This is a genomic window from Klebsiella sp. GG_Kp173, from assembly GCF_040062415.1.
GTDB lineage: Bacteria > Pseudomonadota > Gammaproteobacteria > Enterobacterales > Enterobacteriaceae > Klebsiella > Klebsiella quasipneumoniae.
Genome location: NZ_JBEAFZ010000087.1, coordinates 174,046 through 194,924 on the forward strand (window position 1 = coordinate 174,046; position 20,879 = coordinate 194,924).

General features: G+C 58.4%; 24 protein-coding genes. 6 read left to right on the top strand and 18 right to left on the bottom strand.

Translation table 11 applies throughout. The features are described 5' to 3' along the window. The first annotated feature begins 158 nt into the window (after positions 1-158). From yfcG to ABLU50_RS22775, 3 genes are all read left to right on the top strand, one after another. Positions 159-788 (top strand): GSH-dependent disulfide bond oxidoreductase, encoded by a 630-nt coding sequence (yfcG, locus tag ABLU50_RS22765; protein ID WP_004201763.1) that lies wholly within the window; start codon positions 159-161, stop codon positions 786-788. 65 nt (positions 789-853) lie between these two features. Further along, complete coding sequence (folX, locus tag ABLU50_RS22770) at positions 854-1,216, top strand: dihydroneopterin triphosphate 2'-epimerase (protein ID WP_002913200.1); 363 nt, start codon at positions 854-856, stop codon at positions 1,214-1,216. 18 nt (positions 1,217-1,234) lie between these two features. Continuing rightward, entirely contained in the window at positions 1,235-2,128 is an 894-nt protein-coding gene (locus tag ABLU50_RS22775) for a TIGR01777 family oxidoreductase (protein ID WP_348864942.1), read from the top strand. Here ABLU50_RS22775 and ABLU50_RS22780 read toward each other — a convergent pair. Then, a complete protein-coding gene (locus ABLU50_RS22780; RefSeq protein ID WP_032425776.1) occupies positions 2,108-2,224 on the bottom strand; it encodes a hypothetical protein in 117 nt (38 codons plus the stop codon). The two genes, ABLU50_RS22775 and ABLU50_RS22780, sit on opposite strands and share 21 nt — an antisense overlap. Before the next feature lie 119 nt (positions 2,225-2,343). Between ABLU50_RS22780 and ABLU50_RS22785 the strand changes: the two genes are divergently transcribed. Then, the gene (locus ABLU50_RS22785; protein ID WP_087832059.1) at positions 2,344-2,871 is read left to right on the top strand and encodes a GNAT family N-acetyltransferase; all 528 of its coding nucleotides are present in this window, start codon (positions 2,344-2,346) and stop codon (positions 2,869-2,871) included. 5 nt (positions 2,872-2,876) lie between these two features. On the opposite strand, the gene hisP is transcribed toward ABLU50_RS22785, so the two are convergent. The 5 genes from hisP to argT all read right to left on the bottom strand — a co-directional run bounded on the left by hisP (position 2,877) and on the right by argT (position 6,956). Then, on the bottom strand, positions 2,877-3,650 hold the full coding sequence (gene hisP / locus ABLU50_RS22790) for a histidine ABC transporter ATP-binding protein HisP (protein ID WP_323083889.1): 774 nt from the start codon (positions 3,648-3,650) through the stop codon (positions 2,877-2,879). A 7-nt stretch (positions 3,651-3,657) separates the two neighbouring features. Further along, the gene (gene hisM, locus ABLU50_RS22795; RefSeq protein WP_002913207.1) at positions 3,658-4,374 is read right to left on the bottom strand and encodes a histidine ABC transporter permease HisM; all 717 of its coding nucleotides are present in this window, start codon (positions 4,372-4,374) and stop codon (positions 3,658-3,660) included. Next, complete coding sequence (locus ABLU50_RS22800; protein WP_004201769.1) at positions 4,371-5,057, bottom strand: histidine ABC transporter permease HisQ; 687 nt, start codon at positions 5,055-5,057, stop codon at positions 4,371-4,373. The genes hisM and ABLU50_RS22800 overlap by 4 nt, the downstream gene beginning before the upstream one ends. A gap of 66 nt (positions 5,058-5,123) precedes the next feature. Continuing rightward, on the bottom strand, positions 5,124-5,906 hold the full coding sequence (gene hisJ / locus ABLU50_RS22805; RefSeq protein ID WP_002913209.1) for a histidine ABC transporter substrate-binding protein HisJ: 783 nt from the start codon (positions 5,904-5,906) through the stop codon (positions 5,124-5,126). A gap of 267 nt (positions 5,907-6,173) precedes the next feature. Then, positions 6,174-6,956 (bottom strand): lysine/arginine/ornithine ABC transporter substrate-binding protein ArgT, encoded by a 783-nt coding sequence (argT, locus tag ABLU50_RS22810; RefSeq protein WP_004180753.1) that lies wholly within the window; start codon positions 6,954-6,956, stop codon positions 6,174-6,176. Positions 6,957-6,996: 40 nt separating this feature from the next. Here argT and ABLU50_RS22815 point away from each other — a divergent pair, with 40 nt between their 5' ends. Further along, positions 6,997-7,158, top strand: a complete 162-nt coding sequence (locus ABLU50_RS22815; RefSeq protein ID WP_004140952.1) for a hypothetical protein — start codon at positions 6,997-6,999, stop codon at positions 7,156-7,158. Positions 7,159-7,223: 65 nt separating this feature from the next. On the opposite strand, the gene ABLU50_RS22820 is transcribed toward ABLU50_RS22815, so the two are convergent. The 10 genes from ABLU50_RS22820 to pdxB form a co-directional block, all read right to left on the bottom strand. After that, a complete protein-coding gene (locus ABLU50_RS22820) occupies positions 7,224-7,808 on the bottom strand; it encodes a UbiX family flavin prenyltransferase (RefSeq protein WP_004180755.1) in 585 nt (194 codons plus the stop codon). A 137-nt stretch (positions 7,809-7,945) separates the two neighbouring features. Continuing rightward, the gene (gene purF / locus ABLU50_RS22825) at positions 7,946-9,463 is read right to left on the bottom strand and encodes an amidophosphoribosyltransferase (RefSeq protein ID WP_004180758.1); all 1,518 of its coding nucleotides are present in this window, start codon (positions 9,461-9,463) and stop codon (positions 7,946-7,948) included. A gap of 33 nt (positions 9,464-9,496) precedes the next feature. Beyond that, positions 9,497-9,985 (bottom strand): colicin V production protein, encoded by a 489-nt coding sequence (gene cvpA, locus ABLU50_RS22830; RefSeq protein ID WP_002913214.1) that lies wholly within the window; start codon positions 9,983-9,985, stop codon positions 9,497-9,499. A gap of 217 nt (positions 9,986-10,202) precedes the next feature. Beyond that, positions 10,203-10,889, bottom strand: a complete 687-nt coding sequence (gene dedD / locus ABLU50_RS22835; protein WP_004201770.1) for a cell division protein DedD — start codon at positions 10,887-10,889, stop codon at positions 10,203-10,205. Continuing rightward, entirely contained in the window at positions 10,879-12,147 is a 1,269-nt protein-coding gene (gene folC, locus ABLU50_RS22840; protein WP_017899514.1) for a bifunctional tetrahydrofolate synthase/dihydrofolate synthase, read from the bottom strand. The genes dedD and folC overlap by 11 nt, the downstream gene beginning before the upstream one ends. Positions 12,148-12,222: 75 nt before the next feature. Then, positions 12,223-13,143 (bottom strand): acetyl-CoA carboxylase, carboxyltransferase subunit beta, encoded by a 921-nt coding sequence (gene accD, locus ABLU50_RS22845; protein WP_004201773.1) that lies wholly within the window; start codon positions 13,141-13,143, stop codon positions 12,223-12,225. Positions 13,144-13,328: 185 nt separating this feature from the next. Beyond that, positions 13,329-13,988 (bottom strand): DedA family protein, encoded by a 660-nt coding sequence (locus ABLU50_RS22850; protein ID WP_002913221.1) that lies wholly within the window; start codon positions 13,986-13,988, stop codon positions 13,329-13,331. A gap of 26 nt (positions 13,989-14,014) precedes the next feature. Further along, the gene (gene truA, locus ABLU50_RS22855; RefSeq protein ID WP_004201775.1) at positions 14,015-14,827 is read right to left on the bottom strand and encodes a tRNA pseudouridine(38-40) synthase TruA; all 813 of its coding nucleotides are present in this window, start codon (positions 14,825-14,827) and stop codon (positions 14,015-14,017) included. Next, positions 14,827-15,840, bottom strand: a complete 1,014-nt coding sequence (locus ABLU50_RS22860) for an aspartate-semialdehyde dehydrogenase (protein WP_065903338.1) — start codon at positions 15,838-15,840, stop codon at positions 14,827-14,829. The genes truA and ABLU50_RS22860 overlap by 1 nt, the downstream gene beginning before the upstream one ends. Before the next feature lie 63 nt (positions 15,841-15,903). After that, on the bottom strand, positions 15,904-17,040 hold the full coding sequence (gene pdxB / locus ABLU50_RS22865; RefSeq protein ID WP_060656167.1) for a 4-phosphoerythronate dehydrogenase PdxB: 1,137 nt from the start codon (positions 17,038-17,040) through the stop codon (positions 15,904-15,906). 110 nt (positions 17,041-17,150) lie between these two features. On the opposite strand from pdxB, the gene flk reads away from it, so the two are divergent. Continuing rightward, complete coding sequence (gene flk, locus ABLU50_RS22870) at positions 17,151-18,128, top strand: flagella biosynthesis regulator Flk (protein ID WP_017899511.1); 978 nt, start codon at positions 17,151-17,153, stop codon at positions 18,126-18,128. An 86-nt stretch (positions 18,129-18,214) separates the two neighbouring features. Here flk and ABLU50_RS22875 read toward each other — a convergent pair whose 3' ends face one another. Both ABLU50_RS22875 and fabB read right to left on the bottom strand, forming a co-directional pair. Further along, positions 18,215-19,390 (bottom strand): MFS transporter, encoded by a 1,176-nt coding sequence (locus ABLU50_RS22875; RefSeq protein WP_060656168.1) that lies wholly within the window; start codon positions 19,388-19,390, stop codon positions 18,215-18,217. Positions 19,391-19,599: 209 nt separating this feature from the next. Then, on the bottom strand, positions 19,600-20,820 hold the full coding sequence (fabB, locus tag ABLU50_RS22880; protein WP_002913291.1) for a beta-ketoacyl-ACP synthase I: 1,221 nt from the start codon (positions 20,818-20,820) through the stop codon (positions 19,600-19,602). Positions 20,821-20,879 lie beyond the last annotated feature (59 nt).

Consider the following 20,879-nt stretch of genomic DNA (forward strand, 5'->3'; position numbering starts at 1 on the left):
GGTTGGTAGACAGGGCAATAAACCAACATAGCCTGTCTTACCGGCGATGTCACTGCTCGTCCGCTGCGTGGCTGGCGCCCCGCTCGCGGATTTTTTCCCGGGTCGCGCAGCTTCACCTATACTCGATCAGTTTGCGACCCACGACGGCGGGAAATATTATGATCGATCTCTACTATGCACCCACCCCAAACGGCCACAAAATCACCCTGTTTCTCGAAGAGGCGCAGCTGGCCTATCGGCTAATTCGGGTCGATATTGGCAAAGGGGAGCAGTTTCATCCGCAGTTTCTGGCGATTTCGCCGAATAACAAAATTCCAGCTATCGTCGACCACATGCCTGCCGACGGCGGCGCGCCGTTGAGCGTCTTCGAGTCCGGCGCCATCCTGCTCTATCTGGCAGAAAAAAGCGGCAAGCTGCTGAGCGGGGAGCTGCGGGCGCGCTATACCACCCTGCAGTGGTTGTTCTGGCAGGTCGGCGGCCTGGGGCCGATGCTGGGGCAAAATCAGCATTTTTCCCACTCAGCGCCGCAAACCGTGCCCTACGCGATTGAGCGTTTTCAGGTGGAAACCCAGCGACTCTATGGGGTACTGAATCACCGCCTGGGATCCAGCCCGTGGCTGGGCGGGGACCACTACAGCATCGCCGACATCGCCGCCTGGCCCTGGGTAAACTGCCATGTCCGCCAGCGGATCGATCTGGCGAACTATCCGGCGGTGCATAACTGGTATGAGCGCATTAAGCAGCGGCCGGCGACGGTGGAAGCGATGCTAAAAATTCAGCCTTATTAACCCCCTGCTCGCCCGTCGCGCTTTGTTGTATGATTGCAGGACTTAAACCACGGAGGAAGCCTGCAATGTCTCAACCAGACGCCATTATTCGTATTAAGAACCTGCGCCTGCGTACTTTTATTGGTATTAAAGAGGAAGAGATCGCCAACCGCCAGGACGTGGTAGTGAATGTGGCCATTCACTACCCTGCCGATAAAGCGCGCGACAGCGAGGACATTAATGATGCGTTGAACTACCGCACCATTACCAAACGCATCATTAGCCATCTTGAGAATGGTCGTTTCTCGCTGCTGGAAAAATTAACTCAGGATGTGCTGAATATCGCATGCGAACATCACTGGGTCACATATGCTGAAGTGGAGATCGATAAACTTCACGCGCTGCGCTATGCCGACTCGGTATCCATGACCATGAGCTGGCGGCGCTAACCATGTCAGGGAGGTGGTATGAAGATCCTGCTTACTGGTGGTACCGGCCTGATTGGCCGACATCTGATACCCAGACTGCTGGAGCTTGGGCATAGCGTCACGGTCTCCACCCGACATCCGGATACCGCCCGCGCCCGTCTCGATCCGCGTGTCACGCTGTGGCGCGATTTCGACGGCCATCACCACCTCAATGACATCGATGCCGTCATCAATCTGGCGGGCGAGCCCATCGCCGATAAACGCTGGACCGCCGAGCAGAAACAGCGCTTATGCCATAGTCGCTGGGATCTCACTCAGCGGCTGGTGGGCTTGTTCCACGCCAGCGATACTCCTCCCTCCGTGCTGATCAGCGGGTCAGCCACCGGCTATTACGGCGACCTCGGCGAAGTGGTGGTGACTGAAGAAGAGCCGCCGCACAATGAGTTTACCCATAAGCTCTGCGCCCGCTGGGAGCAAATTGCCTGCGAAGCGCAAAGCGAGCGCACCCGCGTCTGTCTGCTGCGCACCGGCGTGGTACTGGCGCCGCGGGGCGGTATTCTTGGCAAAATGACCCCGGCCTTTAAGCTCGGCCTCGGTGGGCCTATCGGCAGCGGCAGACAGTACCTGGCCTGGATCCATATCGACGATATGGTTAACGGCATTCTGTGGCTGCTGGATAACGATCTGCGCGGCCCATTCAATATGGTTTCGCCCTATCCCGTGCATAACGAGCAGTTCGCGCACGCGCTGGGTCATGCGCTCAATCGACCGGCGATTTTCCGCGTTCCTGCCGCCGCCATCCGCCTGCTGATGGGGGAATCCGCTGTGCTGGTGCTCGGCGGCCAGCGCGCGCTGCCTAAGCGACTGGAAGCCGCCGGCTTCGCCTTCCGCTGGTACGATCTCGACGAAGCGCTAAAGGATGTGCTGAGTTAATGGCTGACACAGGGGAGCATTGGCTCCCCTGATTCCATTCTGCTGGCTCATGCTCCACGCCTGGATGGCCTCAGCCTGGCGCTGCAGCATCGCCATATCCCGGACAACCAACGCCCTGAAGCGCCTGAGTTCATCGCCAGCCGGCCGGTTCGCCGGTGTTACCTGGCGAAGCAAAGTGCTAAGGTAGGACTTTTCTTCTTCGAATTGACTGCCTTATGACGACCATCACCACGCCTCGCCTTTCGCTTACCCGCTTTGTTACCGATGACTGGCCCTTTTTTCTGCGCCTGCGCCAGGATCCGCAGGTGATGCGTTTTATGGGCGAAGTGTTAAGCGAGGAGGCGTTGCGCAGCGTGTTCGCCAGTCGCTGCGCCGATCCCGGCGTGTATGTTCTGCGTAATAAGCGCGGCGATGCGCTGGGCGATATTGGGCTTCGCATCAGCCCTAAAAATCCGCACGAGGCCGACGTCGGCTATGCGCTGCTGCCCGAGGCTAAGGGAAAAGGCTATGCCAGCGAAGCGCTGCGGGCGATCTGCGATTATGGTTTCAGCACGCTGGGGGTACAGGCCATCAATGCCTGGGTGTTGGGAGAGAATCGTGGATCATCGCGCCTGCTGGAGAAGCAAGGCTTTGTGCGCACGCAGGTGCTGGAGAAAGCCTATCATCTGAACGGCGTCGATTACGATGACTGGATTTACCGGCTGGAGCGTGAATCCCACCCGGCGCCCGCAGACGCCGGGTAAGCCGTTTATTTCAGCGAACCTTTCAGAAACTGCTGCAGGCGCGGGCTTTTCGGCGCGCCGAACAGCGCGTCCGGATGCCCTTCCTCTTCGATTTTTCCCTGATGCAGGAAAATGACATGCGAAGAGACGTGGCGGGCAAAGCCCATTTCGTGGGTCACCACCACCATGGTTTTCCCCTCTTCCGCCAACTGCTGCATGATGCGTAACACTTCGCCCACCAGCTCCGGATCCAGCGCGGAGGTCGGCTCATCGAACAGCAGCACTTCCGGCTCCATCGCCAGCACGCGGGCAATAGAGACACGCTGCTGCTGGCCGCCGGAAAGATGCACCGGGTATTTCGCCTGCTGACGTTCGTCTATCCCGACCTTGGCCAGGTATTTTACCGCCCGTTCGCGCGCTTCCTGTTTGCTTAAGCCCAGCACCTGAATCGGCGCCTCCATGACGTTCTCCAGCACCGTCATATGGCTCCACAGATTGAAATGCTGAAAAACCATGGTCAACCGGGTGCGCAGCAGGCGCAGCTGGTTCTTGTCGGCCACCTTCAGCTGACCGTCTTTATCCCGTACCAGGCCAATATTCTGGCCGCTGACGACGATCGTGCCTTCGCTCGGTTTTTCAAGGAAGTTAATACAGCGTAAAAAGGTACTTTTCCCGGAACCCGATGAACCGATGATACTGATAACGTCCCCGGCTTTCGCCTGCAGCGAGACCCCCTTCAGCACCTCGTGTTCCCCATAGCGTTTATGCAGATCGATAACGTTTAATTTATTGTCGGACATGGCGTTCTCAATGCGTCGAAGAAGGTTTGATATGCTGCAACCAACGCTTTTCCGCTTTACGGAACAAGCTAATCAGCACATACGAGATAATTAAATAGAGCACCGCGGCGATGCCAAAGGCGGTGAACGGCTGATAGGTGGCCGAGTTGATATCGCGGGCGATTTTCAGCAGATCCGGCACCGTAGCGGTAAATGCCAGCGCCGTCGAGTGCAGCATCAGGATCACTTCGTTACTGTAGGCCGGCAGCGCAATCCGCAGCGCGGAAGGCAGGATGATGCAGCGGTACAGTTTGACCGAAGAGAAGCCGTAGGCCCGCGCCGCTTCAATTTCGCCCGCCGGTACCGAGCGGATCGCGCCGGCGAAAATTTCGGTGGTATAAGCGCAGGTGTTCAGGGTCAGCGCCAGCACCGTACAGTTTAGCCCGCTGCGGAAAAAGGCGTTCAGCAGTTCAGTGCCTTTGACGATTTCCAGGGTGTACATACCGGAGTAAAAGACCAACAGCTGCACATACAGCGGCGTGCCGCGAAATATGTAAGTAAACAGCCAGATGGGAAACTGGATGAACTTATTGCTCGAAACGCGGCCGATTGCCAGAAAGACCGCCAGGATGCCCCCCATGACCACCGAAGAGATCAGCAACCATAAGGTAATCGCCACGCCGGTAAAGCGATAGCCGTCGGTCCACAGCAGGGATTTCCAGTATTCCTGAATAATTTCAATCACAGGTCAGCCCTCTTGACGCCAACGGTATAGCGGCGTTCGAGCAGCAGCAGTACGCCATTAGAAAGGGTGGTAAATACCAGATAAATCAGGCCGCAGACGATGGCGAAGTAGAACGGCTGCCAGGTGCTTTTGCCCGCCAGCTGCGTGGCTTTGACCACATCCTCCAGCCCCAGCAGCGAGACCAGCGCCGTCGCCTTGAGGATAACCTGCCAGTTGTTGCCGATCCCCGGCAGCGCGTAGCGCATCATCGCCGGGAACAGGATGCGCCGGAACGTCTGCCCGCCGCTGAAGCCAAAGGCGGTGGCCGCTTCGATATGCCCCTTCGGCACCGCCAGGTAGGCGCCGCGGAAGGTTTCCGTAAAATAGGCGCCATAGATAAAGCCAAGGGTAATAATCCCGGCGATCATCGGGTCAATATCAAACTGCGCCATGCCCAGCGCGTCGGTAACGCTGTTAAGCGCAATCTGCAGGCCGTAGAAAATCAACAGCATCAGCACCAGGTCGGGGACGCCGCGGATCAGTGTGGTATAGCCTTCAAATACCAGCGCCAGAGGACGATTGCTCGATAGCTTTGCGCCAGCGCCTGCCAGCCCAATCAGGACGGCGAGAACGACCGAGCTGAGCGCAAGCTCCAGGGTGACAAGCGCACCCTGCAAAATAACCTGTGAAAACCCATACAGCATGCTGCCTACCCTGTCTGTCATCCACCATTGCGCGTGAATCGGACGCGCAATGGTGAGGCGTGAGAATTATTCGCCGTATACGTTAAAATCGAAATATTTTTTCGCCAGTTTGTCGTAGGTGCCGTCCTTACGCATCTCTGCAAACGCTTTATTCAGCGCTTCGCGCAGTTCGTTGTCTTCCTTACGCAGCCCCATACCGGTGCCGACGCCGAACAGCTTTTCGTCTTTAATCGACGGACCGCCAAACTGATAATCTTTACCGATAGGCTGTTTCAGGAACCCTTCGCTGGCCGCGACCTCATCCTGGAAAGCGGCGTCAATACGGCCGGCGGTCAGGTCGGAATAGATATTGTCCTGCCCCTGATAGGAGACAATTTCGATACCTTTCGGCGCCCAGTGCTCATTACCGTAAGTTTCCTGCGTCGTACCCTGCAGCACGCCCACGCGCTTACCCTTCAGGGTGGCGAGATCCGGCGTTACCGGGCTGCCCTTTTTCACCACCAGACGCGAATCAGCCGCATACAGTTTGTCGGTGAAAGCGATTTCCTGCTGCCGCTTTTCGGTAATCGACAGCGAAGACATAATCGCGTCGATTTTCTTCGCTTTTAAAGAGGGGATCAGCGCATCCAGCGGGTTTTCCACAAAGGTACATTGGGTATTAATACGCTTACACAGCTCTTTTGCCAGATCGATATCAAAACCCACCAATTCCCCCTGCGCATTCTTCGATTCGAAGGGAGCATAAGTCGGATCGGTACCGATACGAATTTTTTGCGGAATAGCGGCAAAGACCGTGGAAACGCTGGAAAGGGCCAGCGCTAAAGAGAGAGACAACGCCAGTTTTTTCATAACTATCCTCGACAGACTGTCATTCTAACGGGTTTATTAGAACTATTAACACCAGTTATCGTGCCATTATTCGCCCCTTGAGGGCAAAGATTTATGCACCAGAAAGGCCATTTTTTTGCACCACAAACGCTTAACTATGCATTTTTTAGCCACAAAAGCGCCTGCCTTTGCACTAAAATGATCCACAGCGTCTGACGATGCACCTTTTCAGGGCTTTTACACGAGCATGGCGGCAGGCCCACCCGATAGCGCGGGCCTGCGGCAGTCTTAGTCGCCGTAGACGTTAAAATCGAAGTATTTCTTCGCCATTTTGTCGTAAGTGCCGTCTTTGCGCATCTCGCCCAGCGCTTTATCAAACGCGGCTTTCAGCTCGGCGTCGTCCTTACGCAGGCCGATACCGGTGCCGTCGCCAAAGTACTTTTTGTCTTTAACGGACGGGCCGGCAAAGGCGAAATCTTTCCCGGCAGGCTGCTTCAGGAAGCCTTCGCTGGCGGCGACTTCATCCTGCAGCGCCGCATCCAGACGACCAGCGGAGAGGTCGGAATAGATCAGGTCCTGGTTCTGATATGCCACCACGTCAACGCCCTGGCTGCGCCAGCGATCGTTAGCATAGGCTTCCTGCGTGGAGCCCTGCAGCACGCCGACGTGCTTACCTTTCAGCGCCTCCAGCGTCGGCTGGATCGGCGAGCCTTTGGCCGCGATCAGCCGGGAGTCGGCGGCATAAAGCTTGTCAGAGAAGGCGATCTCTTGCTGGCGCTTCTCGGTGATGGAGAGCGAGGAGATGATGGCGTCAATTTTCTTCGCCTTGAGGGAGGGGATCAGGGAGTCAAAATCACTGCCGACCCAGGTACATTTCACCTTAATACGGGAGCACAGTTCATTGCCTAAATCGATATCAAAGCCAACAAAGTCCCCTTTCGCGTCTTTCGACGAAAAGGGCGCATAGGTCGCGTCAGTGCCAATGCGAATGCTCTGCGGCAGAGCAGCAAACACACTGGCCGTGCTGCTCATTCCCACGAGTAAAGAGAGAGCCAGAATCGTCTTCTTCATACAGTACCCTTAAGTGTCGTGATGTGGTGCGTTGCTTGTTATGGTGATTGCCGATCAATCCTGCAGTTTTTGTGCCATCTTCCCGGTGCGTGCCGGGAACAGGGTTAAATTTGTTAAAATAAAGTTGCAGGATTGTCTTAAAAGGGAAGATACCAGCATTACTGGCGAAACCGCAGCGCCTGAGCGCAAAAAGACGAAATAAATGTCGAGGATTTGATCGGGACGACAAATTTGCACCAGCGCAGCGCAAGCGTACATTTCACGCACCTATTTGGTGCAATCCTGTGACCCTTGCCAGCGCGTAAATAAGTCTTGTTCCAGGCTAATGTCGAACTGATCGAGTACCCGGTTGACGGTCTGGTTGATAACATCATCCAGGCTTTGCGGCCGATGGTAGAAGGCCGGCACCGGCGGCATAATCACCGCCCCCAGCTCCGCAGCCTGCACCAGCAGTCGCAGATGGCCAAGATGGAACGGAGTCTCCCGCACGCAGAGCACCAGCGGACGACGCTCCTTCAGCACCACATCCGCCGCCCGCGTCAGCAGACCATCCGTGTAGCTATGGACAATACCCGAGAGCGTTTTCATTGAGCAGGGTAAAATCACCATCCCGGCGGTTTTAAACGAGCCGGAGGAGATACTGGCGGCGATGTCGCGGGCATCATGCACCACATCAGCCAGCGCCTGCACTTCACGCACGGTAAAGTCGGTCTCCATCGCCAGCGTCTGGCGCGCCGCCTGACTGAGGATCAGATGGGTTTCAATATCCGGCACATCCCGCAGCACCTGCAGCATCCGCACGCCATAGATGGCGCCGCTGGCGCCGGAAATGCCAATAATCAGTCGTTTCACGTTCTGTTACCCCTTGCGCGTCGTGCCGCAGACTTTGCCGGATTATAGCCGTTGGCGCAACCATTGACGCACCGTTGCCGGGCGAAAAAAAGGCCCGCCGTCCATCAGGAACGGCGGGCCCGCGACGCGTGAACGGCTTAACCCTCGTTGTGCATCTCGAGGTTTTCGACTTCGTTCTGCAGCTGAACCGCTTTGGCATCATCGTTACGCAGGGAATCGAGGTAGTCGAGGTACTGCTGGTCGACATCCCGGGTAACGTACACGCCGTTGAACACAGAACATTCAAACTGCTGAATATCCGGATTTTCCGCGCGCACCGCCTCGATCAGATCGTTGAGATCCTGGAAAATCAGGCCATCGGCGCCGATGATCTGGCGGATCTCATCCACTTCGCGGCCATGAGCGATAAGTTCGTTGGCGGTCGGCATATCGATACCGTACACGTTCGGGAAACGAATTTCCGGCGCGGCTGAGGCCAGATACACTTTTTTCGCCCCTGCTTCGCGCGCCATCTCGATGATCTGCTCCGAGGTGGTGCCGCGAACGATGGAATCGTCCACCAGCAGCACGTTCTTATCGCGGAACTCCGCACGGTTGGCGTTGAGCTTGCGGCGCACAGACTTACGACGCAGCTGCTGGCCCGGCATGATAAATGTGCGGCCGACGTAGCGGTTCTTCACGAAGCCCTGTCGATAAGGCTTGTCGAGGATGCGGGCGATCTCCAGCGCGATATCGCAGGAGGTCTCCGGGATCGGGATAACGACGTCAATATCCAGATCTTCCCACTCGCGGGCAATCTTCTCGCCCAGCTTGGTTCCCATATTAACGCGGGCGCTGTAGACGGAAATTTTGTCGATAAACGAGTCCGGACGGGCAAAATAGACGTACTCGAACAGGCACGGGTTGCTGACCGGGTTATCGGCGCACTGACGGGTAAACAGCTGGCCCTTCTCGGTAATATAAACCGCTTCGCCCGGCGCCACATCGCGCAGGAATTCAAAGCCAAGGGTGTCAAGCGCCACGCTTTCCGAGGCCACCATATACTCGGTGCGGCCATCGCCTACGTCACGTTTGCCCAGCACTAGCGGACGAATGCCGTTCGGGTCGCGGAAGGCCACCATGCCATGACCGATGATCATCGCCACGCAAGCGTACGCGCCGCGGATCAAGCGGTTGGTCGCCGCAATAGCGGCAAAGATGTTATCCGCTTCCAGTGGGTAGTGACGGAAGTTATCCAGCTCACTGGCGAAAATATTGAGGAGGATTTCGGAATCTGAGGTGGTATTGATGTGGCGGCGTTTTTCTTCAAACAGCTTTTTACGCAGCTCATGGGCGTTGGTCAGGTTGCCGTTATGCGCCAACGTGATGCCATACGGCGAGTTGACGTAAAACGGCTGCGCTTCGGAGGCGCTGGAGCTGCCCGCCGTGGGGTAACGCACGTGGCCAATCCCCATATTGCCCTGCATACGCTGCATATGGCGGGCTTCGAATACGTCGCTTACCAGCCCGTTAGCCTTACGCAACCGGAAGCAGTTGTTGGCATCAATGGTGATGATGCCAGCGGCATCCTGTCCACGGTGCTGGAGCACCGTTAGCGCATCATAAATCGACTGGTTAACCGGCATAACACCGGCGATACCGACAATACCGCACATACGTCTTTTCCTCGTTCAGCAACGACCTAAAGTCTATACTTTAGGCAAGAAACTTGACGAGCTTTGCAGGTATTCAAAAAACCATCTGATGACGGGGGTAAAATAGGGAATAAACTGCGACTGATGCCAGTCATCGCTCTTCGCCATCCCGGTAAAGGTGTCAAGGAAGAACAGAATAGCGGCGATGATCAGCACCCCACGTAGTGCGCCGAAGCAGATCCCCAATACCCTGTCGGTACCTGACAAACCGGTCTTCTCCACCAGCTGGCCTATCACATAGTTCACGATAGCGCCAACGATGAGCGTCACGATAAACAGCGCCGCAATAGCAATCCCATTTCGAACCCGTTCATCCTCAAAGCCCGTAAACCAGACAGACAGATCAGCGTAGTAGTGGCTGGCGACATAAAACGCGCAACCCCACGTGACTAACGATAAAGCTTCGCGAACGAAGCCGCGGATCAGGCTGACCAGGCAAGAAAGACCCAGCACCGCCATAATGGCGTAATCAATCCAGACCATATACGTCCCACGATTTTACGCCCTGTCGTCCAGTTCGGGGCGCATTCTAACAGAAAAAGAAAACGTTTGCGTAGGGATTTCCTTGCCCTACAGAAATAAAAATGGCGCTGAAAAAACATTCAACGCCAGACTGTCTTTCGCCTCTTCAGGGCGGCTGAGACAGGGTTTACGGGGCGTTTAGCCCCGCCGCGTTCTTTCCGCATCGTGGAAAAAACAATCAGTTCGGGGTGAAGCCCATCACTACCCCGCTGAGCCCGGAGATCTGTTGCAGATCGCCCAGCTGGCCCTTGAGCTTGTCTTTTGACGCATCCGGCCCGACGAGGATACGGGTAATTTTACCCTGTACCGGCGTCGAAGGCGACGTATAGACTTTGAAGCCCGACGCCCGCAGTTTACCAACGATCTCGTTCACCTTATCGGCGTTCTTCAACGCGCCCAGCTGAACCACATAGGCTTTGCCGGTCGGCGCCGGCAGGGCCGCCTGCTGCTGCGGTTGTTGCTGCTGTGGCTTAGCAGGCGGTGGCGTTGGCGTCGCGGCCTGCTGTTGCGGCTGCGGCTTCGGCTGAGGTTTAGGCTGGGGTTTCGCGGCCACTACCGGCTCCTGAACGTCATCGAAGCTGTTGCTGTTCACCGGGATACGCGACGGATCTAACGATGGCGCGGCGGCATCGCCCGCCCGCACCTCTTCCGCCGCCCCTTCCGGCGGCTGCGAAGGCAGCGCCTGAGTCGCCGCCGGCAGCATATCCGGTTCATCACGATCGCCCGGTTTCGGCACCAGCGGGATCGCGGCAAACTCATCCTGGTAATGCTTTTTCTGCCCGTCCAGCAGCCCTGGCAGGATAATCACCCCCAGCGCTACCAGCACGATTGTCCCGACTAAACGGTTCTGAAACTTACTCGCCACCGATTCTCCCCGCGTCTATCTCTTCCATAACCTGTGCGACCGTGTGAAACGAACCACACACCAGCACGGTATCTTCCACTTTAGCGTCAGCCATGGCCGCATGCCACGCCTGCGCCACGCTGCTATAGACTGTGCCGCCACGCAAATGTTCCACCAGCTGCTCCGCCGTCGCCCCGCGCGGCCCTTCCAGCGGCGCGCAGTACCAGGCGTCGACTTCCGGGGCCAGATTGGCCAACGTGCCGGCAATGTCCTTATCATGCAGCATACCAATAACCGCCAGCACGCGTCCCGTTTTCGCTAACGTTTTGAGACGCCCGGCGAGATAAGCCGCCGCGTGCGGGTTATGCGCCACATCGAGGATCACCCGCGGGGCGTCGCTGATTATCTGAAAGCGTCCCGGCAGCATCGCGTCGCGGATCCCCGCGCGCAGGATAGCGTCATCCACGGCAAGTCCGCTGGCGCGCAGCGCCGCCACGGCCGTGGCGGCGTTCGGCAACGGCACCTGAGGCAGAGGCAGGCGGCTTAACGCCCCGCCCGCGTCGCGGAAAGACCATGTCTCGCCTTCCACCTCATAGCGCCAGTCGACGCCGCGGCGCTGGAGCAGGGCGCCCTTCTCGCTCGCCACTTCAGCAATGGTGTGCGGCATATCCGGCTCCCCTACTACCGCCGGTTTTCCGGCACGGAAGATACCGGCTTTCTCCCGGCCGATACTTTCGCGATCCGGTCCCAGCCAGTCGGTATGATCGAGAGCGATGCTGGTAACCACGGCGACATCGGCATCCACGATATTAGTGGCGTCGAGACGGCCGCCGAGCCCCACCTCCAGGATCACCACATCCAGCTGCGCCTGCTTAAACAACCATAGCGCAGAGAGCGTGCCGTACTCAAAGTAGGTCAGCGAGATGTCGCCCCGCGCCGCTTCAATCTCCGCAAACGAGGCCGTATGCGCCGCCTCCGGCAGTTCCGCTCCCTGAATGCGCACGCGTTCGGTGTAACGCACCAGATGCGGAGAGCTGTAGACCCCCACTTTATAGCCGGCTGCCATCAGGACGGTTTCCAGCGTGCGGCAGGTGGTGCCTTTGCCATTGGTGCCCGCGACCGTAAAGACGAACGGCGCCGGTTTGACGATATCCATCTGCCGTGCGACCTCGCTGACGCGCGCCAGCCCCAGGTCGATGGTTTTACTGTGCAGATGTTCCAGATAAGAAAGCCACGTAGCCAGGGGCGACGTGGCCTGAGGAATAGGATCTTTTTCCATGATGCCCGCAAGAATTGACGGTTAACGCGTATGAATAAAAAAGGGCAGCGCCGCCAGGCCCTGCCCTCTGCTTTATCAGGCCTCGGGTTCCTGATCCGGTGCCGGCGGCACCACCACGCCTTCATGAGGCGTTTCCGAAGCGGCAACCGGCGCCGGCAGGTTCATCAGCTTCGCCAGAATGCTGGCCAGCTTGAGACGCATTTCCGGACGGCGAACGATCATATCGATCGCCCCTTTTTCAATCAGGAACTCACTGCGCTGGAATCCCGGCGGCAGCTTCTCACGTACGGTCTGCTCAATGACGCGAGGACCGGCAAAGCCGATCAGCGCTTTCGGCTCGGCAATGTTCAGGTCACCCAGCATCGCAAAGCTCGCCGATACGCCGCCCATGGTCGGGTCGGTCAGCACAGAGATGTACGGTAATCCGCGCTCCTGCATTTTCGCCAGCGCCGCGGAGGTTTTCGCCATCTGCATCAGCGACATCAGCGCTTCCTGCATACGGGCGCCACCGGAGGCGGAGAAGCAGATCAGCGGGCAGTTATCTTCCAGCGCCTGCTCCACCGCGCGCACAAAGCGTGCGCCAACGACGGAACCCATCGATCCCCCCATAAAGGAGAACTCAAAGGCGGCGGCCACAACCGGCATCGCGTAGAGCGTACCTTTCATTACCACCAGCGCGTCTTTCTCGCCCGTCTCTTTTTGAGCGGACGCCAGGCGGTCTTTGTATTTTTTTGAATCGCGGAACTTCAGCACATCTTTTGGCTCAAGTTCGCTTCCCAGTTCCACCAGAGAACCTTCATCCAACAGGCTATGCAGGCGATTACGCGCCGACATGCGCATATGGTGATCGCACTTAGGACAAACCTCCAGGTTGCGCTCCAGCTCGGCGCGGTAGAGTACCTGACCGCAGCTGTCGCACTTGGTCCATACACCCTCAGGAATGCTCGCCTTGCGGGTGGGAGTGATGTTGCTTTTAATTCGTTCAATCCAGCTCATTGATAACCTTTCTGCCTGAACCTGGTCGATGCCAGTTTTGTCGTAAGGGGCGCATAATGCCATTTTTGCCTCTTACAGACCATGAATGTTGCACATTAAATCATATCATCCCGGAACATGGGATAAAAAAGTGGTCAAACCGCTGCGCGTGACGCTCTGCACCGTCACGCGCAACACAGGCTAAACTACTTCGCCTGCTTCGCCGCCGCCCGCTTATGGCGAATAATCTCAATCACGCCCGGCAGGACGGAAAGCACGATGATCGCCACGATCAGCAGCTTCAGGTTCTCCTGCACCACCGGCAGATCGCCAAACAGATAGCCGGCGTAGGTGAACAGCAGCACCCACAGCAGCGCCCCGACGACGTTATAGGCCGCAAAATGACGATAGGACATATGCCCCATTCCCGCCACAAACGGCGCGAAGGTTCGGACTATCGGCACAAAGCGCGCGAGGATAATGGTTTTTCCGCCGTGACGTTCGTAGAAGCTATGGGTTTTATCCAGATAGCTGCGACGGAAAATCTTCGAGTTCGGATTGCTGAACAGCTTTTCGCCGAACAGCCGGCCAATGGTGTAGTTGACCGCATCGCCGACGATCGCCGCGATGACCATCAGCAATACCATCAGATGGACATTAAGATCGTTGGTGGGCAGGGCCGAGAGCGCGCCCGCGACGAACAGCAGGGAATCTCCCGGCAGGAACGGCGTCACCACCAGCCCGGTTTCGCAGAACAGAATCAAAAACAGAATGGCATAAACCCAGACGCCGTACTGGGCGACCAGCTCGGCCAGGTGCACATCAATATGCAGGATGAAATCAATTAAAAAATGAATCAAGTCCATGTTTGTCTTTACCCTTAATGACCCTATTAGTCCGCCAGAAACAGCGGGCCCATTGGCAGCACCGGTAAATCATAATGGGCCGGGTAATCCACCGACACCAGATACAACCCTTCCGCTTTTGCCGTTGCCGCAGCGAGCGTCCTGTCTTTTGCTGCCAGCAGTTCTGCCATCCAGCTCTCCGGCTGGTTTCCGGCGCCGATTTCCATCAGGCTGCCCACAATATTCCTGACCATATGATGTACAAAGGCATTCGCTTTGATATCCACCACCACATAAGCGCCGTAGCGGGTAACGTTAATGTGCATCACGTTGCGCCACGGGGTTCGCGACTGGCACTGCACTGCGCGAAACGAGGTAAAGTCATTCTCCCCCAGCAGACACTGCGCGGCGCGCTGCATGCGCGCGGCGTCGAGCGGCTGGTGAAAATGCGTGACGCCATGACTCAATACCGCCGGACGCAGGCGATGATTATAGATGACGTAACGATAGCGGCGCGCCGTAGCGCTGAACCGGGCATGAAAATCCGCCGGTACATGTTTGACCCAACGCACCGCGATGTCACCAGGTAAATTCGCATTTACCCCCAGCGTCCAGGCGGCATCTTTACGCTGCGCCCGGGTTTCGAAATGCACAACCTGGCCGGTGCCATGGACACCGGCGTCGGTGCGGCCGGCGCAAAAGACGGTAATCGGTTCGTTCGCCACCTGCGAGAGCGCCTTTTCCAGCTTCTCCTGCACGCTGCGCACTTCGTTTTGCCGCTGCCAGCCGTAATATTTGCTACCGTCGTACTCGATGCCCAGCGCGATTTTACAGACCGGCTGTTGCTCCATCTCAGACATCAGTACAGGTACTCCTCAATCAGCTTCTCGGCGATCTTCACCGCCATCAGCGCGCCGCCGAAGCGGACGTTATCCGCCACCGACCAGAACTGGACCTGCTCAGGCATGCCGTAATCATTATGCACGCAGCCGATGGAGAGACGGGCGTTACCGGAGGCGTCGCCAACCTGAGTAGGGAATTCGCCCTCTTCAGACAGTTCGATCTCTTCGCCGCGGGTAAAGGCGTCACGCGCCTCTTCCGCCGCCAGCGGACGCATCGCTTCAAAGTTCACCATCTGCGCATGGCCGTAGAAGACCGGCGACTGGACGACGCTGGCGGAGATCATCAGCCCGTCATCCTGCAGAATTTTGCGCGCTTCATCGACGATACGGCGCTCTTCGCGCACGCTACCTTCACGATCCGGCAGCAGCGGCAGCATGTTGAACGCCAGCTGGCGGCCAAAGAAATCGTCTTCATCGATGGGGATGCCGTTCAACAGCTTGGCGCTCTGCCCTGCCAGCGCATCCACCGCTTTTTTCCCCTGCCCTGAGGCGGAGAGGAGGTTAGTGACGCTAATGCGCGACAGTCCACCCTGATCGATAAGCGGCTTGAGCGCCGTCAGCAGCTGGCTGGTCAGACTGTTGGGCACCGCAATCAGATTGCGGTTGCGGTAATCGCCTAACACAAACGGGTTCACGTCAGGCACCACCAGCGGTACGTCCGGCTCCAGCGCAAACAGGCCGCTGAGATCGATAACCAGACACCCGGAGTTTGTGGCATCTTCGACATACGCCGCACTGGCTTCTGCGCCTGCGGCAAAGAAAGCCAGCTGGGCCTGGGTCCAGTCAAACTCGGCGGCGTCCTTGACGATCACCGACTTGCCACCAAAACGCAGATGTTCGCCCGCGCTTTCATTGCGCGCCAGAGCAAAAATCTCCCCCACCGGGAACTGGCGTTCAGCAAGAGTTTCGAGCAGGGCTTCGCCTACGGCGCCCGTTGCGCCCAGTACGGCAATATTCCAGCCTTCAGACATGGTGGTTTACTCCAGAAATAAAGCGGCCCTGCCGGAGTATCCGGCAGGGGCATTAAGAAGACATTAACGAACAGGATGATGCACGGCGTTAAAACCGAGCTGGCGCAACAGGGCCGCCGCCTGCTCATCGCTGCACTGCACGTACAGCGAAGACCATTCGCGACGTTCCTGATAATTTTTACGCAGCTTGTCGAATTCACCGGCGACGCCCGCCACCTTCCGCAGCGGCGCATCATCGCGGCGCACATCATACACCAAATGAACCAGTCTTTTCAGCGTCGGCTGATCGAGCGGGCCATGCAGGGTGATGCGGCCAAACTCCGGGGCCGGCAACAGGGTATCCAGCGCCACCTGCTGCGGATGGCCGATAAAGGCGCTATAGGCTTCGAACACCTGCGTCGTCCCGCGCGCCTTCCCTTCAAGGGTATAGCCGGCGATATGCGCCGTGCCGATATCCACTCGCTTAAGAAGCTCTACGTTGAGATCCGGCTCCGGCTCCCAAACGTCCAGCACCACGCTCAGGGACTGACCGGCTTCCAGTCGTTTCAGCAACGCAGCGTTATCCACCACCGGCCCGCGGCAGGCGTTGATCAAAATCGTTCCGGGCTTCAGGCGGCTAATCAGCGCCTCATCCGCCAGATGCAGGGTTTTATATTGCCCTTCTTTATACAGCGGGGTATGGAAGGTGATGACATCAGCTTGCTGGACCAGATCGTCGAGGGAGCGGAAGTCGCCTTCGTCGCCGCGGTCGGCACGCGGGGGATCGCAAAGCAGGGTTTTGATACCCAACGCCTCCAGGCGCTTTTGCAGCCGCCCGCCGACGTTACCGACGCCGACGATCCCGACGGTGCGATCGCGCAGCGAGAAGCCGTCACGTTCGGCCAGCATCAGCAGCGCTGAAAAGACATACTCCACCACCGCGATGGCGTTGCAGCCGGGCGCCGCGGAGAAACCAATCCCCGCCTGCTGCAGCCACGCCTGATCGACATGATCGGTGCCTGCGGTCGCGGTGCCGACGAACCTGATGGCCTTGCCGGCAAGCAATGCTTCATTGACCCGGGTGACCGAGCGCACCATTAAGGCATCCGCATCGGTCAGGGCATCGGCCGGAACCGGGCGGCCCGGGATCGCCTGCACGTCGCCTAAACGGCTAAAAAGCTCACGGGCATAGGGCATATTTTCATCAACGAGGATTTTCACAGTTCAGTACCTGTCTGAGAACGAGAGTTAACCGGGGAAGTGTGCCATAATCTGGCCGCCAGGCATACTCATCACCTGGTTCCAGTACCGCGATATCGAAAGGATGAATCATGACGCACCCCCTTGCAGATATGCCAGACCGTCCTCCTGGGCGAGGCCCATCAGGCACTGCCGCCACCGGCGAACCTTCGCTTTCCATGCAGCAACGCACCGTCCTGGAGCGATTGATCACGCGCCTGGTGGCGCTGACCTCGCAGCAGAATGCGGAAGTGTGGGCCTGCGTCAAACATGATCTCGGACTAAAAGGCGACACGCCCCTGCTGGCCCGCCATTTCAGCGCCGCAGAGGCCAGTCTCAACCAGCGCTTAGCCGCCGCGCAGGACAATCATCATCATCGCCAGACCCTGGCGCAGCTCAGCGATCTGCTCGGCCAGGGCAATAACCGCCAGGCGGTGAGCGATTATATTCGTCAGCATTATGGGCAAACGGCGCTGCATGCCCTCAGCCAGACGCAACTGGAGCACATTCTGCATCTGCTGCAGCGTGGTCAGCTGTCTATCCCGCAGCCGCAGCAGCGCCCGCCGACCCTCCGCCCGCTGTTGCCAGCCGAGCACAACACGCTCAATCAGCTGGTGACGAAGCTGGCGGCCGCCACTGGCGAACCAAGCAAGCTGATTTGGCAGTCCATGCTGGAACTTTGCGGCGTCAAGTCCGGGGAGCTGATCCCGGCGACGCACTTCACGCCGCTTTCCTACTGGCTACAGGCGCGGCAGACCCTCAGCGCGCAAACCGCGCCGACGTTGACCTCGCTGCAGGGAGCGCTCAAGCAGCCGCTTGAGGCCGCAGAGTGGCAGAAGATTGTCGACTTTGCCCGTCGCAACTGGCAGGTTACGCCGCAGACCACGCTGAGCCCGGCGCAGATCCTGGCGCTGTTGAACAAGGTGTTTGTGCTGCGGGTAGCCCGCGCCCAGGAGACGCTGGCGATCCCGCAGGAGGAGCCCGTGACCAGGCGGACATGGGCCGCTAAGCCCTGGCAGCTGGCGCTGGGAGCGGTTGTCCTGCTCCTGGTGCTGTGGCTCCTGCTGTAGCCCAGCAGGCACAGGTGGCGTTCACGGCTCCCTTTCATGCCAAACGCCACGGTGTTGACTACAGCGGTTTCAGGCCGGACAACAACTTAGCGGCGAAATGAGATGAGGGTGACGAGGATCCCCAGTGCCGCGCAGAGGGCGCCGGCAAGAAATACCGACGAGTAGCCCAGCGAAGTGGCCAGTAGACCGGTCAGCGGCCCGGTCAGGCCATAAGAGATATCCTGAAAGGCCGCATAGCCGCCGAGCGCAGTGCCGCGCACCTGCGCCGGGACGCGCTTCACCACCTCCACGCCAAGCGACGGGAAAATAAGCGAACAGCCGCATCCGGTCAGCGCCGCGCCGGCCAGCGCTACCCAGACGCCCGACGCCAGCCCCAACAGCGTCAGACCGACCGCCTCTATCAGCAGCGAGACCATCGCCACTTTAACGCCGCCAAACCGATCCGGCATCCAGCCGAACAGCACCCGCATCAGCACAAAAGCGCCGCCAAACGCCGTCAGGGTAAAGCCGGCCATCGGCCAGTGATGGCTGGCAAAATAGAGGGAGACGAAGGTGCCGATCACCGCAAAGCCGACGCCCTGCAGGCCCAGACCAATCCCCGGCCGCCAGATCATGCCGATGACGCTCCACAGTGAAGGCCGCTCGCCTCCGTGCGCCGCCACTTTGCGCACCGTCCCGTTGATGAGCCAGGCGACGAGCGGCAGTGTCATGGTGACGCCGGCGAGGACCGCCACGCCAAAATGGCTATAAATTAACAATCCCAGCGGGGCGCCCACCGCCAGCGAACCGTACATCGCCATGCCGTTCCATGACATCACTTTGCCGGAGCGGGCCGGCCCCACCAGGCCCATCCCCCAGCTCAGGTTGCCGGTCAGCAGCTGGCTTTCGCCAAACCCGAGGATCAGGCGGCCCAGCAGCAACAGGCCCAGCTTCGCGAACACCGGCAGCGGCAGCAGCGCAGCGGCCAGCCAGGCCGCACCGGCCAGGGCGCAGGCCAGCATCCCCTGCAGGACGGAACGTTTGGCGCCGTACTGGTCTGCCAGACGCCCGGCGTAGCCGCGGGTCAGAACGGTGGCGAGGAACTGGATCCCCACCGCCACGCCGACCACAGTGTTACCAAATCCCAGCTCCTGATGGACAAACAGCGGGATCACCGGCAGCGGCAAACCGACGGTCATATAGGTCAAAAAGACGGCGAATGTAATGCGAAAAAGCGAAAAATTCGCGGAAGAATGAGATGTTGTTTCAGTGACTGCGGACATGCATTACTCCAGATTCGCAGAGTAAGGCGAGCAAAGCGACACGCCCCCTCCACCTGACTATCAGGGTTAAGGCGCGTTGGTTGACGTTAAACGCTTACGCATTAGTGGAGAGACTAATGGATTCGCCAGCAGTGTGCCTGCGGGACCTTACCCTGTCAAGATGACAAAAAAGGGGAGCCGGTGGCTCCCCTCAGTGCATCGCGTGCTGATTAGGCGTTGTATTTACGCATCACCAGCGTGGCGTTGGTGCCGCCAAAGCCGAAGCTGTTGGACATCACGGTGGTCAGCTTAGCGTCAGTCGGTTTGGTGACAATGTTCAGGCCGGCAGCCTGCTCGTCCAGCTCTTCGACGTTGATGCTCGGCGCGATAAAGCCGTGCTCCAGCATCAGCAGGGAGTAGATAGCTTCCTGTACGCCCGCCGCGCCCAGCGAGTGGCCGGTCATCGCTTTGGTCGCCGAGATAGCCGGGCTGTTGTCGCCGAACACTTCGCGGATGGCGCCCAGCTCTTTCACGTCGCCGACCGGCGTGGAGGTGCCGTGAGAGTTCAGGTAGTCGATCGGGGTATCCACGCCGTGCATCGCCATCTGCATACAGCGCACAGCGCCTTCACCCGATGGGGCTACCATGTCTGCGCCATCGGAGGTTGCGCCATAGCCGACGATTTCGGCATAGATGTGCGCGCCGCGCGCCAGAGCATGTTCCAGCTCTTCCACCACGACCATACCGCCGCCGCCGGCGATAACGAAGCCGTCACGGTTGGCGTCATAGGTGCGGGAGGCTTTTTCTGGAGTGTCGTTGTATTTGGTGGACAGCGCGCCCATGGCGTCGAACTCGCAGGCCATTTCCCAGCACAGCTCTTCGCCGCCGCCGGCAAAGACGATATCCTGTTTGCCCAGCTGAATCTGCTCTACCGCATTACCGATGCAGTGTGCGGAAGTGGCGCAGGCGGAGCTGATGGAGTAGTTAACGCCGTGGATTTTAAACGGCGTGGCGAGGCAGGCGGAAACGCCGGAAGCCATCGCTTTGGTGACCACATACGGACCCACGGCTTTCAGACCACGCGGGCTACGCATGGCATCAGCGCCGAAGACCTGGAATTTCGGGGAGCCGCCGCCGGAGCCTGCGATCAGGCCGACACGCGGGTTATTCTGGTATGCTTCCGGCGCCAGACCTGCGTCGGCAACGGCCTGTTCCATGGACAGGTAAGCATAGATGGAGGCGTCGCTCATGAAGCGCACTACTTTGCGGTCAATGAGGCCAGTGGTATCCAGTTTGACGTTGCCCCATACGTGGCTGCGCATCCCTGAATCTTTAAGCTCCTGAGAGAAAGTGATCCCTGAACGTCCTTCACGCAGAGATGCCAGGACTTCCTGCTGGTTATTACCGATGCTGGAAACGATGCCCAAGCCAGTAATCACTGCACGTTTCATTAAATACCTCTGTAAGTCGCACTATTTTAAGTTTCGTGTCGCACAATAGCGTACACTTG

Coding starts and splice junctions, on each gene's coding strand:
- ABLU50_RS22800 (WP_004201769.1), bottom strand. CDS start 5,057: ATGCTGTATGGGTTTTCACAGGTTATTTTGCAGGGTGCGCTTGTCACC.
- ABLU50_RS22785 (WP_087832059.1), top strand. CDS start 2,344: ATGACGACCATCACCACGCCTCGCCTTTCGCTTACCCGCTTTGTTACC.
- ABLU50_RS22850 (WP_002913221.1), bottom strand. CDS start 13,988: ATGGACTTGATTCATTTTTTAATTGATTTCATCCTGCATATTGATGTG.
- hisJ (WP_002913209.1), bottom strand. CDS start 5,906: ATGAAAAAACTGGCGTTGTCTCTCTCTTTAGCGCTGGCCCTTTCCAGC.
- folX (WP_002913200.1), top strand. CDS start 854: ATGTCTCAACCAGACGCCATTATTCGTATTAAGAACCTGCGCCTGCGT.
- folC (WP_017899514.1), bottom strand. CDS start 12,147: ATGGAAAAAGATCCTATTCCTCAGGCCACGTCGCCCCTGGCTACGTGG.
- purF (WP_004180758.1), bottom strand. CDS start 9,463: ATGTGCGGTATTGTCGGTATCGCCGGTGTTATGCCGGTTAACCAGTCG.
- argT (WP_004180753.1), bottom strand. CDS start 6,956: ATGAAGAAGACGATTCTGGCTCTCTCTTTACTCGTGGGAATGAGCAGC.
- yfcG (WP_004201763.1), top strand. CDS start 159: ATGATCGATCTCTACTATGCACCCACCCCAAACGGCCACAAAATCACC.
- cvpA (WP_002913214.1), bottom strand. CDS start 9,985: ATGGTCTGGATTGATTACGCCATTATGGCGGTGCTGGGTCTTTCTTGC.
- hisP (WP_323083889.1), bottom strand. CDS start 3,650: ATGTCCGACAATAAATTAAACGTTATCGATCTGCATAAACGCTATGGG.
- ABLU50_RS22775 (WP_348864942.1), top strand. CDS start 1,235: ATGAAGATCCTGCTTACTGGTGGTACCGGCCTGATTGGCCGACATCTG.
- ABLU50_RS22780 (WP_032425776.1), bottom strand. CDS start 2,224: ATGGCGATGCTGCAGCGCCAGGCTGAGGCCATCCAGGCGTGGAGCATG.
- ABLU50_RS22860 (WP_065903338.1), bottom strand. CDS start 15,840: ATGTCTGAAGGCTGGAATATTGCCGTACTGGGCGCAACGGGCGCCGTA.
- accD (WP_004201773.1), bottom strand. CDS start 13,143: ATGAGCTGGATTGAACGAATTAAAAGCAACATCACTCCCACCCGCAAG.
- truA (WP_004201775.1), bottom strand. CDS start 14,827: ATGTCTGAGATGGAGCAACAGCCGGTCTGTAAAATCGCGCTGGGCATC.
- ABLU50_RS22875 (WP_060656168.1), bottom strand. CDS start 19,390: ATGTCCGCAGTCACTGAAACAACATCTCATTCTTCCGCGAATTTTTCG.
- ABLU50_RS22815 (WP_004140952.1), top strand. CDS start 6,997: ATGGTGATTGCCGATCAATCCTGCAGTTTTTGTGCCATCTTCCCGGTG.
- fabB (WP_002913291.1), bottom strand. CDS start 20,820: ATGAAACGTGCAGTGATTACTGGCTTGGGCATCGTTTCCAGCATCGGT.
- flk (WP_017899511.1), top strand. CDS start 17,151: ATGACGCACCCCCTTGCAGATATGCCAGACCGTCCTCCTGGGCGAGGC.